17 protein-coding genes are annotated in these 17,068 nt (G+C 68.3%); 8 read left to right on the top strand and 9 right to left on the bottom strand.

What is annotated here, in order from left to right:
* Positions 1 to 40: 40 nt before the first annotated feature.
* Complete coding sequence (locus ATM97_RS32830) at positions 41 to 820, top strand: alpha/beta fold hydrolase (RefSeq protein WP_218722095.1); 780 nt, start codon at positions 41 to 43, stop codon at positions 818 to 820.
* Between the two features lies 1 nt (position 821).
* Here the strand turns inward: ATM97_RS32830 and ATM97_RS32825 are convergent, their stop codons facing one another.
* Positions 822 to 1,790: an SMP-30/gluconolactonase/LRE family protein gene (locus tag ATM97_RS32825; protein WP_218722094.1), complete on the bottom strand. Its 969-nt coding sequence runs from the start codon at positions 1,788 to 1,790 to the stop codon at positions 822 to 824.
* A gap of 114 nt (positions 1,791 to 1,904) precedes the next feature.
* On the opposite strand from ATM97_RS32825, the gene ATM97_RS32820 reads away from it, so the two are divergent.
* Positions 1,905 to 2,351, top strand: a complete 447-nt coding sequence (locus tag ATM97_RS32820) for a MarR family winged helix-turn-helix transcriptional regulator (RefSeq protein ID WP_255588741.1) — start codon at positions 1,905 to 1,907, stop codon at positions 2,349 to 2,351.
* 57 nt (positions 2,352 to 2,408) lie between these two features.
* On the opposite strand, the gene ATM97_RS32815 is transcribed toward ATM97_RS32820, so the two are convergent.
* From ATM97_RS32815 to ATM97_RS32805, 3 genes are all read right to left on the bottom strand, one after another.
* On the bottom strand, positions 2,409 to 2,861 hold the full coding sequence (locus tag ATM97_RS32815) for an SRPBCC family protein (protein ID WP_218722093.1): 453 nt from the start codon (positions 2,859 to 2,861) through the stop codon (positions 2,409 to 2,411).
* 344 nt (positions 2,862 to 3,205) lie between these two features.
* Positions 3,206 to 4,099: an ADP-ribosylglycohydrolase family protein gene (locus ATM97_RS32810; protein ID WP_218722092.1), complete on the bottom strand. Its 894-nt coding sequence runs from the start codon at positions 4,097 to 4,099 to the stop codon at positions 3,206 to 3,208.
* A gap of 106 nt (positions 4,100 to 4,205) precedes the next feature.
* The gene (locus ATM97_RS32805; protein WP_218722091.1) at positions 4,206 to 5,036 is read right to left on the bottom strand and encodes a DUF4265 domain-containing protein; all 831 of its coding nucleotides are present in this window, start codon (positions 5,034 to 5,036) and stop codon (positions 4,206 to 4,208) included.
* Positions 5,037 to 5,777: 741 nt separating this feature from the next.
* Between ATM97_RS32805 and ATM97_RS32800 the strand changes: the two genes are divergently transcribed.
* Positions 5,778 to 6,383 carry a TetR/AcrR family transcriptional regulator gene (locus ATM97_RS32800; protein ID WP_218722090.1) on the top strand — a complete coding sequence of 202 codons (606 nt, stop codon included), beginning with the start codon at positions 5,778 to 5,780 and terminating at the stop codon, positions 6,381 to 6,383.
* On the top strand, positions 6,383 to 7,252 hold the full coding sequence (locus ATM97_RS32795) for an alpha/beta fold hydrolase (RefSeq protein WP_218722089.1): 870 nt from the start codon (positions 6,383 to 6,385) through the stop codon (positions 7,250 to 7,252). The genes ATM97_RS32800 and ATM97_RS32795 overlap by 1 nt, the downstream gene beginning before the upstream one ends.
* A 3-nt stretch (positions 7,253 to 7,255) precedes the next feature.
* On the opposite strand, the gene ATM97_RS32790 is transcribed toward ATM97_RS32795, so the two are convergent.
* Both ATM97_RS32790 and ATM97_RS32785 read right to left on the bottom strand, forming a co-directional pair.
* Positions 7,256 to 9,319, bottom strand: a complete 2,064-nt coding sequence (locus ATM97_RS32790; protein WP_218722088.1) for a prolyl oligopeptidase family protein — start codon at positions 9,317 to 9,319, stop codon at positions 7,256 to 7,258.
* A 39-nt stretch (positions 9,320 to 9,358) separates the two neighbouring features.
* Entirely contained in the window at positions 9,359 to 9,889 is a 531-nt protein-coding gene (locus ATM97_RS32785; RefSeq protein ID WP_218722087.1) for a hypothetical protein, read from the bottom strand.
* A 134-nt stretch (positions 9,890 to 10,023) separates the two neighbouring features.
* Between ATM97_RS32785 and ATM97_RS32780 the strand changes: the two genes are divergently transcribed.
* Entirely contained in the window at positions 10,024 to 10,998 is a 975-nt protein-coding gene (locus ATM97_RS32780; RefSeq protein ID WP_218722086.1) for a dipeptidase, read from the top strand.
* A gap of 49 nt (positions 10,999 to 11,047) precedes the next feature.
* On the opposite strand, the gene ATM97_RS32775 is transcribed toward ATM97_RS32780, so the two are convergent.
* Together ATM97_RS32775 and ATM97_RS32770 are read right to left on the bottom strand one after the other, a co-directional pair.
* The gene (locus ATM97_RS32775; protein ID WP_218722085.1) at positions 11,048 to 11,752 is read right to left on the bottom strand and encodes a YitT family protein; all 705 of its coding nucleotides are present in this window, start codon (positions 11,750 to 11,752) and stop codon (positions 11,048 to 11,050) included.
* Positions 11,753 to 11,783: 31 nt separating this feature from the next.
* A complete protein-coding gene (locus tag ATM97_RS32770) occupies positions 11,784 to 13,694 on the bottom strand; it encodes an adenine deaminase C-terminal domain-containing protein (protein ID WP_218722084.1) in 1,911 nt (636 codons plus the stop codon).
* Between ATM97_RS32770 and ATM97_RS32765 the strand changes: the two genes are divergently transcribed.
* The gene (locus tag ATM97_RS32765) at positions 13,686 to 14,588 is read left to right on the top strand and encodes a LysR family transcriptional regulator (protein ID WP_218722083.1); all 903 of its coding nucleotides are present in this window, start codon (positions 13,686 to 13,688) and stop codon (positions 14,586 to 14,588) included. The genes ATM97_RS32770 and ATM97_RS32765 overlap by 9 nt on opposite strands.
* A 55-nt stretch (positions 14,589 to 14,643) precedes the next feature.
* Here the strand turns inward: ATM97_RS32765 and ATM97_RS32760 are convergent, their stop codons facing one another.
* Positions 14,644 to 14,973, bottom strand: coding sequence for a rhodanese-like domain-containing protein (locus ATM97_RS32760; RefSeq protein WP_218722082.1), 330 nt, complete (start codon positions 14,971 to 14,973; stop codon positions 14,644 to 14,646).
* 90 nt (positions 14,974 to 15,063) lie between these two features.
* Between ATM97_RS32760 and ATM97_RS32755 the strand changes: the two genes are divergently transcribed.
* Both ATM97_RS32755 and lpdA read left to right on the top strand, forming a co-directional pair.
* Positions 15,064 to 15,507, top strand: coding sequence for a MarR family winged helix-turn-helix transcriptional regulator (locus ATM97_RS32755; protein WP_218722081.1), 444 nt, complete (start codon positions 15,064 to 15,066; stop codon positions 15,505 to 15,507).
* Between the two features lie 75 nt (positions 15,508 to 15,582).
* The gene (gene lpdA / locus ATM97_RS32750) at positions 15,583 to 16,986 is read left to right on the top strand and encodes a dihydrolipoyl dehydrogenase (RefSeq protein WP_218722080.1); all 1,404 of its coding nucleotides are present in this window, start codon (positions 15,583 to 15,585) and stop codon (positions 16,984 to 16,986) included.
* Positions 16,987 to 17,068: the final 82 nt, after the last annotated feature.

The raw sequence follows: 17,068 nt of genomic DNA, 5'->3' as shown, positions 1-17,068 counted from the left end.
GTGCGGCGATCGAACCGATCGGTCTCGATAGTCTGGACTGGTGCTGTTTCTGGACGAAGGCCCACGGACCGGCCCGGCGATCGTGTTCGTGCACGGCATTCCCGGCTCGGTCGACTGGTTCGCCGCGGTCGCCGAGCGGCTGGCGCGCGACCACCGGGTGATCCGCGTGGACGTCCACGCCCAGGGCGCGGACTCCGGTGACTTCACCGCCGCCGCCCGGACCGCGCCGATCATCGAACTGTTCGACGAGCTCGACCTCGCGCGGGTGACGGTGGTCGGGCATTCGTTCGGCGCCGAGATCGCCCTGGAACTCGCCGCGGTCTCGCCCCGGGTGGCCCGCGTGGTGGTGGTCGGGCAGGCGCCGGACTACCGGATCGCGGCGATCCCGGCGGCGGCGACCTGGGTGGTCCGGCCGTGGACGGTGCGGCTCGCGCAGCGGTGGACGCCGAGCCTGGTGGTCCGGCTGGCCCACCGCACCGCGTTCGCGCCGCGCTTCCGCTACGACTCCGCGCCCGGTCTGGCCGACGCGGTGGTGCGTGACTTCCGCGCCGCCGTCCCCGCCGGCCTGGCCTATGCCGCGGGCCCCCGGGGCGACGACCTGGCCGCGCGTCCGCTCGACGATCGGGCCGCCGCGCTCGACCTGCCGGTCCTGGCCATCCACGGCCGCCATGACCACCTCTACGACAGCACCGCCACCCTGGACCGCTACGCCGCGGCGGGTGCGCGGACCCATCTCGTCGAACACGCCGGTCACTCCCCGCAGGTCGAGCAGCCGGACGAATTCGTCGCGGTCCTGCGGGAATTCGTCGCCGAGACCTGACTCAGAACCCGTCGACGGCGGTCACCACGAACGGTCCCGGCGCGCCGGTGCCGCCCATCGGCCCGCCCTTGTCGAACTGCGACGACACGATCAGCGCCCGATCGCCCGCGTGCGCCATCGTGGTGGGGATGCTCAGTGCGGGATCGTGGAATTCGGCGACCCGCGTCGCGGTGGCACCATGGTCGGAGACGGTCCAGCGGCTGAGCGTGTTCTCGGTGTTGTGGACCACCCACAGGGTGTCGTCCCGCAGTTCCATCCCATCGCCGTGGCGCACGTCGCCACCGGTCAGCGCGACCTTGCCGATCGGCTCGCCGCCGGTCAGGTCGATCCGGTACAGCTCGCCCGCCGACATCGCCACGACCAGCAGATACGCGCCTGCCGGATCGGCGACGATGCCGTTGAGCTCGAAGGTCTGCGGATCACGCGGGCCCAGCACCGGGCCCAGGTCGTAGCCGACCGCCAGTTCCCCGCGGCCCTCGGCGATCCGGTCCGGAGTGACCCGGTAGACGACATTGCGCACGCTGTCGGTCAGATAGGCGCTGCCGTCGGCGCCGAAGTCGAGATCGTTGACGAAGCGCGGACCGCTGCCCGGTACGACGAACGAGGCGAGCAGCGCGCGCGATCCGGTGTCGTACACCGCGACGCCCACGCCCGAATCGATCACCCACAGCCTGCCGTTGTGGTCGACCCGCAGGCCGTTGGCGGTCTTGCGGCCGTCGGCGCCGGCGGGCAGGAACACCTCCGCCCGGGTCGCGTTCGCGGCGGCCCGGTAGACGGCGCCGTCGGCGAACGAGCCGACGAAGCTGTCGCCGGAGCGCGCGTCCACCGCGATGCCCTCGGGATAGACGGCGGCGCCGGGCAGCTCGTAGGCGGTGCTCAGCCGGGGTGTGGTGGGCGCGGTGCCGGTGCCGCACGAGGCGACGGCCAGGCAGGCGACGGCCAGGGCGAGGGTGGCGCTGGTCCTGATCATGATGAAGCCTCTCAGTGATGTAATGCTAGACATCAAGTGATAGGCAGGAATGTAGATTAGAGTTCTAATGATCGTCAAGATCATTATGTGATGATGGGCGGATAGCATGCACCCATGACGTCCATGCCCGCCGCCGAGAGGCTCGGCACGTATATCAAGCGCGCCGAGCAGTCCCTGATCGCGGCGAAGACCGCCGCGCTGAAGCCGGCCGGGCTGACCGTTCCGCAGTACAGCGCGCTGCTGCACCTGGCCGAGAACCCCGGCATCTCGGCCGCGGCGCTGGCCCGGCTGGCGGGGGTGACGCCGCCGACGATGAACACCGTTCTGACGAACCTGCAGGACCGGGGCCTGGTCGAGCGGACGCCGCACGAATGGCACAAGAACGTCCTGGAGACCCGGCTGACCGACGCGGGCCGGGAGGTGACCGCGGACGCCGACGTCCGCGCCATCGCGGTGGAACGCGACCTGGCCGCCCGCTTCACCGCCGAGGAACTGGCCGCGGTGACGGCGCTGCTCACCCGCACGGCGGAGGCGCTCGACGAGATCCGCGTCGATCTCTGACCCTGAAACGACGAGAGCCCGCCGGATCATCCGGCGGGCTCTCGGCGTTCGGGTGGGTCAGCGCTCGGCGGCGGCCTTGACCTTGCTCAACGTCTCCCGCATGCCCGAGACCAGGTCGGCCTCGAACTTCTGCTCGCCGCCCATCGCGACCTTGATGGCGCCGCGCAGCCAGCCGGGCAGGCCCCGGGGATCGACGGTGCGGGTCTCCACCACGCGGGTGCCGGTGGTGGTCGGCTCGAGGTCGTAGCGCCACACCGTGCGGTTCTCGTTCATCCGGAACGCGAAGGACTTGTTCGGCTCGAAGGTCACGATGCGCGAAGTGGTCGGGTAGATCTTCCAGCCGACCTTGTTGACGTTGACGGTGAACGCGCCGTCGCGGACGCCGCCGAAGGGGATCATCTTCAGCGTCGTCGGGCTGAGTTCGGATACGCGACGCAGGTCGGCCAGGATCGACCACACTTTCTCCGGCGCTGCGGCGATGTCGATGCTGGCTTCGAGATTGTTCGGCAACGGTGCCTCCGGGATGGGTGTGACGGTCTGTCACGCACAGCATAGGCACCCGCGACCTGGGGATCCTCCGCCCCTGGTCGGATTTTTCGCAGCCTGGTCGCAACACTGGTCAAAAGATTTGTGGCCGAACAATTTTCGTTGCACGGTCACGAGTTCCAGCTACGAGTCGGCGGCGGGGTGCTCCGGGTGACGACCGGATGGCGGGGAGTTCCTCGTTGTGGAACGGCGTGCACCTTTCCGGGCGAGCGCTGCCCGAGGCCGTGCTCGCCCGCCCGGCTCCGGTCCCGCTGGACGGTCCCGGCACGTTGTGGTTCGTCATCGCGCGGATCAAGCACGCCTGGGCCTCACGCCACCCAGGCGGGCAAGGCTTCCCGGGCGGCCAGCCAGTCCGGTGGCACCCCGCCCGGCGTCCCGATTCCTGTGCGCGCGGCCACGATTCCGCCCACGATGGCCGCGGTGGTGTCCGCGTCGCCACCTGCCTCGACGCAGGCGGTGATCGCGGCCGGAAAGTCGTCGAGGAAGCTCGCCGCCGCCCACAGTGTGAACGGCACTGTGTCCTGCGCGCTCACCTGCGCGCCGTTGCCGAGCTCGTACGCGGCTTCGGCGACGGAGCGTCCGAGCAGTTCCCTGGCGCGCCGCACCCCACTCGCTGTCCGTCCCGGCACCAGGTACGGCTCCACCGCGTCCAGGAGTTCCGCCGGCGCGCAGTCCGTTCCGCGACCGGAAGCCGCCCAGCTCGCCGCCACCGCGACAGCCATCGCCCCCACGATCGCCTCCGGGTGCCGATGCGTCACCTCGGCCGTCGAGGCCGCCTCCGCCGCGGCCCGATCGAGATCACCGGCGAAATACGCCCCGAGCGGGGCCACCCGCATCGCCGCGCCGTTTCCCCACGACCCACGCCCGTCGAACAGCGCCCCGGCCGCCTCCGGCCATGGCCTGCCGTCCCGAATCTGGTGCAGCACAGCGACTGTCCCGCCGCTGTACCCGCGATACGGTTCGCACCGATCGGCGAACGTCGACGCCAGCGCGTCCCGGTCGATGCGCCCCCGCCGCCGAATCTCGGTGAACACCGAACACGCCATCTCGGTGTCATCGGTCCATTCCCACGGCCCCGCCGGCGGCCGCCCGGCCACCAGTTCCGTCACCGACCGACCTGGCACGAAGAACTGTGCTCCCAGCGCATCCCCGACCGACAGTCCGTCCAGGCTGTCGCGAGCGGTCTCGAATTCCCTCACCATGTGCCGGTCATCCTGCCACCCGGTAGTGGTCGTCGCAACTAGAACTACTGGCCGCGCTGGTGGCGGCGGCCCGCCATGGATCGCGCCTGCGCCGTTTCGGCGACCGCTACTCGGTGTCCTCGTCGGCGTAGCTGAAGTCCTCGATGGTCCAGGGATCGGTGGGCTGGTCGCGCCAGGCGAGTCTGCCGGGGGACAACGTGGACAGCTCGATGACCGAGGAGTCGGCGTCGGTGACGTGCTGGATGGGCAAAAGGGTGGCGGTGTCGGCGCCGAGGGGGTCGCCGGAGCCGTCGCCGACGATCCACTCGCCGTCGGGGTCGCGAACGACGACCAGCGCGGGGCTCTCGCCGGTGGCGACGGTGTTGTAGACGTAGGCCGTGACCTCGGCGGGGAAGGTCAGTCCGTATGGCGGCGGGGGTGGGTCGCTCGGGTTGTGCTCGGCGAGTGCCGGTGTGGCGGTGCGCCATCGGTCGGTAGCGGCGCCGATGTCGTAGCACCACAGGCCATCGGCATGGCCCTGGGCGAGGGTGGCTTTGGTCTCCTCGAGATCGCTGTCGGCGGGGACGTTCAGCGCGACCAGACCGGTGGCGCTGCCTTCGCCCTCGACACCGAGCGGTTCGAAGGCGTCGAGCACGGCCTGGCGGACCTCGGCGCGCAGGCAGCCCTCCACCGGGATGACCCGGATCGTGCAGTTCCCGGACGGCTCGAGCACGTCCCCGGCCCACAGCACGCCCTCGTCGTCCGCCTCGACCGCGATCACATCACCCAGCGCGACGCCGGCGGCGTGAAAAGGGATGTTGTCCAGCCGAACCCGCTTCTCGTCGAGCCGGACGGCCCACATCCGTTCCGTGCGGAACGCGTGCCAACCCGAGGGGTCGTCCGGCAGCCGGAACACCACCCGCACGTAGTCGGTGTCGTCGTCCTCGTTCACGGTCATGCGGGAGAGCATGCCAGGGCGAGGCGCCGCTTTCCGGAGGAGGTCGGCGCGCTGAGCGGCGTGCACCACTACGCGGCCCGGGCGGACGGCGCTGGGACATCCGGGAGGGGCGGACGCGCGCCGAATGCGAACTCGCCGCGACGGTTACTTCCCGGTTCGACGGAAGTGAGTACTGCGCGTCGGTACACTCTCGTTTCACATCCCGGTTGTCCAAGCGCGCCGCCGATGTACTGCGGCTGTTCGACGACGGGGTGACGGTCCGGATCGACGAATATTGGGACGCGATCATCGATTTCACCGCCCGCGCTGGCCGCGCACCCGCCCCGGCGGCTCATGTCGAGCCTGGGCGAGCCGGAAGTTCCTGGGGCTTGTGCCAAGTGACAAAAAAGTTCTAGGAAATTCCTCTAAAACACTCCCTGTTCAGATTTGCCTCGGTATCGTCCGAGACGGCAAATGGCCAGTGACAACGTAGTCACAAAGCATCAACTTGGAGTGACACATGCTTTACAACATCACCGATGACGGCTCTGACGGCAACATCCTGACCCTGCTGCTGGGCCTGCTCACCAGCTCGCTCAGCACCGGTTCTGCGCAGGCCTCGGGCAACTGAGCGGACTGTAGCCAACTTTCGGCTAACGCGCGGTAAGCCGGAAGGGCAGCCGAAGGGCCCGATCCATGACGAGGGGATCGGGCCCTTCGGTATTGTCAGCGACAATGTCACAGGATGCGAATACGGGACGAATGTATGCCGGGCAACCCGTAGAGGACCGGCAACGCCAGCGGCGTGCGCGTTTTCTGGAGTCAGGCCTGACGGTCTTCGCGCGCGACGGGTACGCCAACAGCTCGGTCGGTGCCATCTGTAAGGACGCGGGACTGTCGTCCCGTCAGTTCTACGAGGAGTTCACCGGCCGCGAGTCGTTGCTGTTGGAACTGTACGAGCAGATCGATCGGCAATCGCGCGAAGCGGTCGCCACTGCTCTCGAAGCGAAGACCGACGCGACGGTGCTCGAACAGATCGATGCCGCCGTGCGCGCCTACGTCGAGGCGATCGGCGCCGATCCACGCAAGGCGCGGGTGGCGCTCGTCGAGGTGGTCGGCGCGGGCCCCAAGGTGGAGAAGTTCCGGCTGGAGCTACGGCGCGTGTGGGGCTCGCTGCTGGCCAGCGCCGCCGAGGACGCCGCCATGCACGGCGAGATCCCCTCCGGTGACTACGAGCTGCGCGTGCTGGCCATCATCGGCGCGGTCAACTATGTCGTCGACGGCTGGAGCGGTTCCGATCCGCGGCCGCCGCTCGACGACGTGATCCAAGTGCTGAGCCGGGTGATCCTCGGTGCGGTAGGGGCCTGATGCCCCGGGTCGAGGTCGTCCCGATCCAGGTGCCCGACGGCACTACCCTGCCCGTGCGGCTCATCCCCGCGCGCGGCCCGCATCGACATCCGGTGACTCCGGACGCGCCGCGACCGGTCGTCGTCATCGTGCCCGGCCTCGCCGTGCCCGGTGAGTTCTACGAGTACTTCGGCGACCGGCTGGCCCAGCGCGGCTTCGACGTCGCCATCGGCGAGCTGCGCGGCAACGGTGACAGCACGCACCGGCCCGACGCCGACAGCGCCTACGGCTACCACGAATTGGCCTCCGTCGACTTCCCGGCGATCCTGCAGGCGGTGCGCGACCGGTTCCCCGGCAGCACGCCCTACCTGCTCGGCCACAGCATGGGCGGGCAGCTCGCCGTCCTCTACGCCGCCAGGGCGCGCGGGCGGATCGCCGGGCTGATCCTGATCGCGTCCGGCACGCCGTACTTCCGCGGATATCGCGGGGTGCTCGGGCCGGGGATGCTGGTCGGCACGGCCGCGGTGGCGGTCGCGTCGAATCTGGCCGGGTTCTGGCCGGGGGACATGCTCGGCCGCCGCGCCTTCGGCAGGCAGTCCAAGGTGCTCATGTCGGATTGGGCGCGGCTGGCCCGCACCGGGCGCTTCGTGCCCGTCGGCGCCGATATCGACTACGAGGAACGGATCTCGCGGTTGAAGTTCCCGATCCTGTCGATCACTGTGGCCGGCGACGACCTGGCGCCGCAGACCTCCGCCGACCACCTGCTGAGCAAACTGCCCGCGGCGCCGGTGACCCGGTGGTTCCAGCCGGAGGCCCTCGGGCACAACGGCTGGATCACCAATCCGGATTCCACGGTCGACGTCGTCGAGAAGTGGCTGCGCGACCGCTAGGGCCTACGCCGAGCGGCGGCCCTCCATCAGCATCTGCGTGAAGAACTCGTAGACCAGCGCCGACAGGTAGGCCGACTGCTTGTTGTCGGCCGCGCCGCCGTGCCCGCCCTCGATGTTCTCGTAGTACCAGACGGTGCGGTCCTGGGATTCCAGCAGCGCCGCCATCTTTCGCGCGTGCCCGGGGTGCACGCGATCGTCGCGGGTGGAGGTGGCGAGCAGGATCGGCGGGTACTGCTTGCCGGTGTCGGTGTTCTGATACGGCGAGTACTCGCTGATGTAGGCCCACTCCTGCGGCTTGTCCGGGTCGCCGTACTCGGCCACCCAGGACGCGCCCGCCAGCAGCAGGTGGTAGCGCCGCATGTCCAGCAGCGGCACCTGGCACACGATCGCGCCGAACAGCTCCGGGTAGCGGGTGAGCATGACGCCCATCAGCAGACCGCCGTTGCTGCCGCCGATGGCGCCGAGGCGATCCGGGGTGGTGATGCCACGGGTCACCAGGTCGCGCGCGACCGCGGCGAAATCCTCGAAGGCGCGGTGCCGGTGCTCTTTCAGTGCCGCGGTGTGCCATTCGGGGCCGTATTCGCCGCCGCCGCGGATATTGGTCACCACGTAGGTGCCGCCGCGCTCCAGCCAGGCCATGCCCGCCGAGCCCAGATACTGGGGCGTCTTGGAGATCTCGAAGCCGCCGTAGCCGTTCATGATGGTCGGGCTCGGCGTGCCGCGACGGTCACGGTGACGAATCACGAAGTAGGGCACGGCCGTTCCGTCGTCGGAGGTCGCGAAGAACTGTTCGGTCTCGATGCCGGTGGCGTCGAAGTAGGCGGGGGCCTGCTTGAGCACCGTGGCCGGTTCGCCGATGGCACTGCTGAGCAAGGTGGTCGGCGTGGCGAATCCGGTGGTGGTGAGCATGAATTCGTCGCCGCCCTCGAGCGGGTCGAGGTTGTTCACCGTGGTCGACGACATGGCGGGGGAGTCGGCGAGTTCGGTCGTCGTCCAGCCGTCGGGGCCGGGCGTGAGCACCCGCAGGCCGGTCTGCACGTCCTGCAGGGTGGTCAGGACGAGGTGGTTCTCGGTCCAGCCCCAGCCGTCGAGCGAGGTGTGCGCGTCGGGCGTGAACAGGGCCTCGAAATCCCGTTCGCCGGCGAGGAACCCCGGCAGATCGGTGACGAGCAGGCTGCCCGGCTCGAAGGTCGCGCCGCCGACCTCCCACGCGGTCTTCAGCCGCACCAGCAGCCAGTCGCGATACCAGCTCACATCGGCGTCGGTCGGAGTCTCCAGCAGGCGCCAGGTGCCATCGGCATCCAGCAGGGAGATCTCCTCGTTGAAGAAGTCGGTCGCCCGGCCGGCCCAGTGCCGTTCGAAGCCGGGATGGCGGTCGTAACCGGCGCTGACCGAGACGTCGGTCGGCTTGCCCTCGAAGACCGTCTCCGCCTCGGCCAGCGCGGTGCCGCGCCGCCAGCGCTTGGCGATGCGCGGGTAGCCCGAATCGGTGAGTGAGCCGGGGCCGAAATCGGTGCCGACGTAGACGGTGTCGATGTCGATCCAGCGCAGCTGCGACTTGGCCTCGGGCAGGAAGAACCCGCCGTCCGCCGGTGCGATGAACTCCCTTGTCGTCAGGTCGAATTCACGCTGAACCTTCGCGTCGGCACCGCCGCGGGAGAGCTGGATGAAGGCGCGCTCCTGCGAGGGCCGCAGGACGGTGGCGCCCGCCCAGACCCAGTTCTCCCCGTCGGCCTCGGCGAGGGCGTCGACGTCGATCAGCACATCCCACTCGGGGTTCTCGCTCGCGTAGGACTCGAAGGTGGTCCGCCGCCACAGCCCGCGCTGATGCTCGGCATCGCGCCAGAAGTTGTACAGCCACGGCCCGCGCCGGCCGGGGTAGGCGATCTTGGTGTCGTCGTCGAGCATGGCGAGCACGCGCTGCTCGAGCGCGCCGAACCGCTCCGTGTCCGCGAACCGCTGCCGCACCACCTCGTTGCGGGCCCGCGCCCAGTCCAGCGCGGCCTCGCCGGTCACATCCTCGAGCCAGAGATAGGGATCCGTCACGTCCTGCTCAACGCCGCTCATTCCCCCATTGTTGCCGAGTGGCCGCGGGAGTGTGCGGGCTCACCAGGAGTGAGCGACGTCGATCACCACGCGAGCGGGGTCGTCGAGGGTGAGAACCCGGAACGGCAGGCGGGCGCGGACGCCGAGGCCGAGGGTGGTCTGGCCCTCGAACGAGCCGGCCCAGGAGGCCTGACGGAAGGTCGGGTAGCCGCCGACGTCGACGAGTTCGGCGCGGTTCGCGGGGCGGTAGGTGCTGTTGCCCTCGGCGTCGTAGGCCGGGGCTTGCACCATCACCTGGAGGTACGCGCCGCCGCGCAACGGGACCGCGGCGCCGGAGCCGTCCATGGCGACCGTGTCGACGTAACCGACGCGGTAGCCCGGGAGCGGGCCGGACAGGTCGACGACGAGGCGGTCGAAGCAGTCGTGGCGGCCGGACCGGACTGCGCCGACGGTCGCGGTGGAGTACCCCGCGCTCGACTTGTCGAGGGAGCCCCAGGTGAGTCCGCAGGAGGACGGGGTCGCGGTAGCGGGCAGGGTCCACAGGCCCGCGCAGGCCGCGAGCGTGGTGAGCAGGACGAGGAAGCGACGCATGTCGCACCGCCTTCGGGCAGTGGGAGGAAGTACTGATTGATCGGACCGATCAGACAACCCGTTAGCGTCGTTGAGGTTCCGGATGTGTTGCGATCCGTAGGATCGCAGGTCACGGACTACGACCGGAGGTGACCATGGCGCCCTTCCTGTGGGAGCAGCACTGCTGTCTGCCGTTGCATCACACCGCGCGCATCGGCGAGCTCGCCCGCTACCCGCTCGGGTCGTATCTGTCGGTCAACGTCGGGTATTCGGCGCAGACCACCACGGATTCGCTGGCGCTGCTGCACCAATTCCGTGACCAGGCATCGGCCGATCCGCGTTTCCGGCTGGTCGAGCGCCGCGCCGATATCGGCGCCGACGACGCGATCGCGCTGGCCTTCGACCTGGAGGACTCGGCCCCGCTCGGCGGTGATCTCGACAATGTGGAGATGTTCTACCGGCTCGGCGTGCGCTCGCTGCTCCCGAGCTACAACCACGCCAACGCGGCGGGCTGTGGCTGTCTCGATACCGAGGACGCCGGCCTCACCGGCTACGGAAAAGACTTGGTGCGCAAGCTGAACGAGGTCGGCGTGTTCGCCGATGGCTCGCACTGCTCGCGTCGCACCGGGCTCGATATCGCGACCAACACCGCCGTCCCGATGATCTACAGCCACTCCAATTTCGCTGCCCTGTGGGAGCATCCGCGCAACATCTCCGACGACCAGGCCCGCGCCTGCGCCGAGACCGGCGGGGTGATCGGCATCAACGGGGTGGGAATCTTCCTCGGTCACAACGCTCCCGACGACCACGCAGCCCGGCTGGCCGCCATGGCCGACCACATCCGCTACGGCGTCGATCTGGTCGGGCTCGACCACATCGGCATCGGTTCGGACTACTCCTTCGACGGCCGGGAATTCAACGACGAGATCCGGGACAATCCCGGCGCTTTCTCCGAGGCGTACACGAAATGGGGCCCGCTCCAATGGGTTCCCCCGGAGGACCTGCTCGGCGAGTCCGGCGCACCCGGCCTCGACGAGCTGCTGGCCGACCGGGGGTTCCACCGAGCCGAGCGCGCGGCGATCTTCGGCGGCAACTTCGCCAGGGTCGCCGGCCAGGTCTGGCGCGACTGACCGCAGCCGAGGCGAACCAGCCTGCCGCGCGGGGCGGCGGCGGTTCGCGCTAGTCGGCGACGGGCGTCGGCACCGGCTGGGCCGCGCGCTTGCGCGCCGTGACCTTCCCGTACAGGAAGAAGTACCCCTTCACGTACTGGCCGACGAGGATCGCGTTGATGATCGTGCCCTCGCGAATGAAATGCGGTGCGCCGAGGAAGATCAGCCCGATGCCCGCCGAGATCGCGAGCAGCGTGCAGTCGAACACGGTCTTGATGTTGCCCCACTTGCGGCCCGTCCGCTGCTGGATCGTATTCACGAACAGGTCGATCGGCATCAGGATCAGGTTCGCGCGAATCATCAGGAACAGGCCCAGCGCCAGCATCGCGTCGGCGAAGACCAGCAAGACGAGGTTGGCCGCGTACGGCTCCAGGTGGACCCACTCGGTGAGCCACAGGTTCAGGTCGAGGAGCAGTGCCAGCACCAGCGCCGGGATCATCGAAAGCAGGTAGCTCGCCTTGAAAGCCTTCGGTCCGACCAGGAAGGTCAGGCCGAGCATGATGATCTCGAGGATGAGGTTGTAGTTGCCCTGGCTCAGCGGGGTGAACACCAGCGTCATCGTGCGGGTGAGGCTGCTCTGCGGGGAGATCCCGATCCCGGCCCTGATGGCCAGGCTGAGGCCGAGGGTGAGGATATAGATTCCGGCGACGTAGGTGATCCAGCGGCGCACCTTGTTCCCGTTGTCGATGACTGCCGCGTCGTTGTCGTGCTGCATAGCGGTGGATCCCTTGCTCTGGTAGCCGACGCTATTTCATGAAGCCGAAGCGATCGAGCGAGATGAACAGCGTCAGTAGCTTGTTGACGACCGGTTCGCCCTCGTTGTGATGGCCGAGTTTCGCCAGCGCCTCGTCGATCGACCGGGTCGCCTCGACGAGTTCGGTCAGGTCCATATCCGCCATGACGCCATAGAAGTCCAGCGGCAGCACGGCTTTCGCTTCCTGCTCGTCGGTGACGACACAGCCGCCGACCAGCCCGTCGAGCTGCTGGAGGTTCGCGCGCATCTCGGCGCTGTCGGATCCGACGACCACGAAGTAGGCCGACGGCGCTGGCCAGAAGGTCGAGACCGCCCCGCGCTCGATCGAGACGCCTTGGAACAGCCCGTTCACGATGTGGCGCGCGCCGTCGGCGTAGCGCTGCACGATCGAGATCCGGTTGAGCCGCACCCCGTCGTGCTCGGGAACGATCGCGCCGTCGCGCACCGGCACCCAGACCTCCTGCGCGAACTTGCGATGCCCGCGCCCGTAGACGTCGAAGACCAGCACCTTCGCCCGGGTGCCGTCCGCCGAGATCTCGATCGGGGTGAGGTCGAGCTGTTCGGCACGCAGGCCCTCGAGGCCGGGCCTGGGTCGCTTGGCCAGCACCGAATAGTCGATCCCGACGGGCTCGAGCAGGCGCCGATCCCGGGCCACCAGCTTGCCGCCCTTGAAGACATAGCGCGGATTGATCGTGGCGAGGCTGTCGGTGAGCACGATGTCGGCGAAGCGGCCCGGGCTCAGCGAGCCGAGATCGCGGTCCTTGTGGAACGAGCGCGCCGCGTAGAGGGTGCCCATCTTGATCGCCTTGATCGGCGGCATACCCATCTCCACGGCCAGGGAGACGACCCAGTCGATATGGCCCTGCCGCAGGACCCGGTCCACCGAGATATTGTCGGCGCAGAGCTGGAAGTTCTCGGCGGGCCAGTGCCGTTTTACGATGGCGCGCAACATTGTTCGAATGACCTCCGGGCTACCGACGCCGAATTTGATCTGGGTGTTGAGGCCGTAGCGAATGCTCTTCTCGATATCGGCTTCGTTCCAGACGTCGTGGTTGTTGTCGACGCCGATCGCGGGCATGTAATTGAGCAGCATGTCCGGCAGTGATGTGACGCCCCAGTGGCAGTTGACGAATCCGGCGTTCGCCCGGCCGAGCGCGGACTTGCGGAAATCGTCGGCGTTGCCGGTCATATAGGACAGATGGGCCAGTTCGCCGAGGCCGATGACCGGATCCATCGCCAGCATCGCTTCGGTGACTTCCGGCGAGGTCTTCTTCCCCGGCGCGAAAGCGTAGAGCCGGTAGGGGAGTTTGTCGTGGTCGGCGAACAGCGCCCGGGCGGCGTCGACCGCTTCGTCGCCCGCCGCGCTGGCGAAATCGAGGGTCTCGCCGAAGACCGTGGTCGTGCCGCTCGGCACGATCGCCTCGCCGAAGGCCGCCGGATGCGCGAGCTGGGATTCGAAGTGCAGGTGCGAGTCGATCAGGCCAGGAATCGCGTAAAGGCCGCCACCGTCGAAGGATTCGCGATAGCGCACGATCGACTCGTCGGGGTTCAGTGCGATGATGCGTTCCCCGTGGACCAGCAGCGAACCGGGATAGACGGATTCGCTGTGCACGTCGAGGATGTGCAGATTGCGCAGCAGCAGGTCCGCTTCCTGCTCGCCTGCCAGGATGGCGAAGATCGTGCGGACGTGATCGTCGTGGGCGGAAACCTCGGCGGCGCCCGGGAAAGGGGCCTCGGTCGTCGAATTCTGCTGGGGCATGGCGGTCCTCATCTCGATATTTCGGCACTGTCGCTGCGCCTGTATCGATTGGACGTGATCAGCACCGTTGCCCACAAGCATTCGTTTTCGCACGAGGTGTACTAAATTTTCGTACACTAATTCCAGGAGGTGGCGGTGCTCCATTCACGATTGCTGCAGTACATCGACGAAGTGGCGCGGCTCGGGTCCATTCGCGCGGCCGGCGCCCGGCTCCATGTCGCGCCGTCGGCGATCAATCGGCAGATCCTGCTGCTGGAGGCCGAACTCGACCAGCCGCTGTTCGAACGGCTGCCGCGCGGCATGCGGCTCACCCCGGCGGGCGAGGCGCTGCTCGTGCACATCCGGCAGACGCTGCGGCAATACCGCGAGACCGTGGCCGACATCCGTGATCTGCGCGCGCTCGGCAGCGGGGAGGTCGTGATCGCCACCATGACCGGCCTGGCCAGCAGTGTCGTGGCCACCGCGGCCACGACGTTTCGCGCCCGGCATCCGCAGGTCCGGATCTCGATCCGCACCATGTCGACCCTCGACATCGTGCAGGCCATCGAGAACAGTGAGGCAGACCTCGGCCTCGGCTTCAATATCCCGCCGTCGGCGCAGCTCGAGGTCTGCTGGCAGATGAACACGCGGCTCGGAGTCGTTGTCTCGCCGCATCATCCGCTGGCCCCGATGGAGACGATCCCGCTCGCGCAGTGCACTCCGTTTCCGCTGATCTTCGCCGACCGTGCCATGGTGATCCACGGGATCGTCGCCGAGGCCTTCGCCAACGCCGGTCTCGATATCCAGCCCGCGTTCCACACCAATTCGATCGAGACGATGAAGCGGCTGGCGATGTCCGGCGAGGCGATCGCCTTCCTCAGTGAGTTCGACATCGCCGAGGAACTCCGGGACGGCCGCCTGGCCTTCCGGCAGGTGCGCGACGCCTTCGACGTCAACATCATCTCGCTGGTGCGCCGGGAGAAGCACGGGCACGGCCTGGCCGGTTTCCTGCTCGCCGACGAGATCGGCAAGGCGCTGCGGCCCGGCGAGCCCGACTAGCGGCTCGCCGTCGGCGGGCCGCTGGTCGGGCGGTGGAAGGCTGTGGCGCGAGCGGTCAGGCCGACGTTTCGATCGGCAGGCCCGCCTCGGACCAGTCCTGGATGCCTTCGCGGTACTTGCGGACATCGGTGTAGCCGAGGGCTTCCAGCTCGCTCGCGACGACCTGGCTGTTGCCGCACCCGGCGTTCGAGCAGTAGACGACGACCGCCGCGTCGCGGTCCGGCAGGAGTTCGGGGGCGCGGTCGGCGACATCGTCGGCGATCAGGTTGAGCGCGCCGGGCAGGTGCGCCTTGGCGTAGTACTCCGGGCCGAGTGCGTCGAGCACGGTCACGGTGTTCGACTCGATCGCCGCGGCCAGTTCGTCGCGGGTGATGAGTGCGGTCATGGGGTCCACCTCGGTTGTTCGAAGGAAATTTATGTGCGTGCACACGCTACTAGTTGTGTGCGCACGCACGCAAGTGGGTAGACTGGTCCGGTGCCGAACGATCAGCCGTCCCGTCGTCCCGCGGTCGCCGCGTGGGCGGCGCTGTTGCAGGTGCACGCGGCGTTCGTCCCCGAACTCGACGCCGAACTCCGCAAAGCCACCGGCTTGCCGCTGACCTGGTACGACGTGCTGCTCGAACTCGACGCGGCCGGGCCGATGCGGATGAGCGATCTGGGCGACAAGGTCGTCCTCAGCCGGACCAGGGTGAGTCGCCTCGTCGCCGAGCTGGAAGCCGACGGCCTGCTGCGCCGCGAGACCAACCCCGACGACGGCAGGTCCGCGCTGGTGGCCATCTCCGACCTCGGCAGGCAGCGGTTCCGCGAGGCCGCGCCGCACTACCTCGCCGGCATCGAACGCAGGCTCGGGGCCCACGTGAGCGCCGCCGAGCTCGCGGCCGTGGCCGACACGTTGCGCAAGGTGCTCGGCGGTCCGTAGCGCCCGCTCGCGCGCACCTCACCTAAGTGGGGGACGGGTGGGTGAACTCCCCGAAACAGAGTTAGGCTCGGGGTCGTGACTTCCCACTACGATGTCGTCGTTCTCGGCGCTGGTCCCGGCGGATACGTCGCCGCGATCCGTGCCGCTCAACTCGGCCTGCGAACAGCGATTGTCGAGCAGAAATACTGGGGTGGCGTGTGCCTGAACGTGGGCTGCATCCCGTCCAAGGCACTGCTGCGCAACGCCGAACTGGCCCATATCTTCCACAAGGAAGCCAAGACCTTCGGCATCTCCGGTGAGGTCAGCTTCGACTTCGGCGCCGCCTTCGATCGCAGCCGCAAGGTGGCCGACGGGCGCGTCAAGGGCGTGCACTTCCTGATGAAGAAGAACAAGATCGACGAGTTCGACGGTCTCGGTACCTTCACCGGCCCGAACTCGCTCGATGTGGCCCTGACCAAGGGCGGCACCGAGACGATCACGTTCGACAACGTCATCATCGCCACCGGCACCACCACCAAGCTGCTGCCGGGCACCCAGCTCTCGGCCAACGTGGTGACCTACGAGGAGCAGATCCTCACCCGTGAGCTGCCCGGCTCGATCCTGATCGTCGGCGCGGGTGCGATCGGCATGGAGTTCGCCTACGTCCTCAAGAACTACGGCGTCGACGTGCGGATCGTGGAATTCCTCGACCGCGCGCTGCCCAACGAGGACATCGACGTCTCCAAGGAGATCACCAAGCAGTACAAGAAGCTCGGCGTCACCATCACCACCGGTGCCGCCGTGCAGTCGATCGACGACGACGGCTCCAAGGTCACCGTCCAGATCAAGGACAACAAGTCCGGCGCGATCGAGACCGTCACCGTCGACAAGGTGCTGCAGGCCGTCGGCTTCGCGCCGCGCGTCGATGGCTACGGCCTGGAGACCACCGGTGTCGCCCTCACCGACCGTGGCGCCATCGCGATCGACGACAACATGCGCACCAACGTGCCGCACATCTACGCGATCGGTGACGTCACCGCCAAGCTCCAGCTCGCGCACGTCGCCGAGGCGCAGGGTGTGGTCGCCGCCGAGACCATCGCCGGCGCCGAGACGCTGACCCTGGGCGACTACCGGATGATGCCGCGCGCCACCTTCTGCCAGCCGCAGGTCGCCAGCTTCGGTCTCACCGAGCAGCAGGCCCTCGACGAGGGCTACGACGTGAAGGTCGCGACCTTCCCGTTCACCGCCAACGGCAAGGCGCACGGCCTGGCCGACCCGACCGGTTTCGTGAAGCTGATCGCCGACAACACCCACGGCGAGCTCATCGGCGGCCACCTCATCGGCCCCGACGTCTCGGAGCTGCTGCCCGAGCTGACCCTGGCCCAGAAGTGGGATCTCACGGTCAACGAGCTCGCGCGCAACGTGCACACCCACCCGACGCTCAGCGAAGCGCTGCAGGAAGCGATCCACGGCCTCGCCGGCCACATGATCAACTTCTGATTCATCGAAGACACGAGGGGCGGTCGCCGGGCGACCGCCCCTCGGTCGTGTCCGCGACACGAATTGCGTGTATTTCTTTTCG

This window comes from Nocardia sp. MH4, assembly GCF_019266065.1.
GTDB lineage: Bacteria > Actinomycetota > Actinomycetes > Mycobacteriales > Mycobacteriaceae > Nocardia > Nocardia canadensis.
Note: the sequence above shows the minus strand (reverse complement) of the source record. Positions and strands in the feature narration are given on the sequence as shown.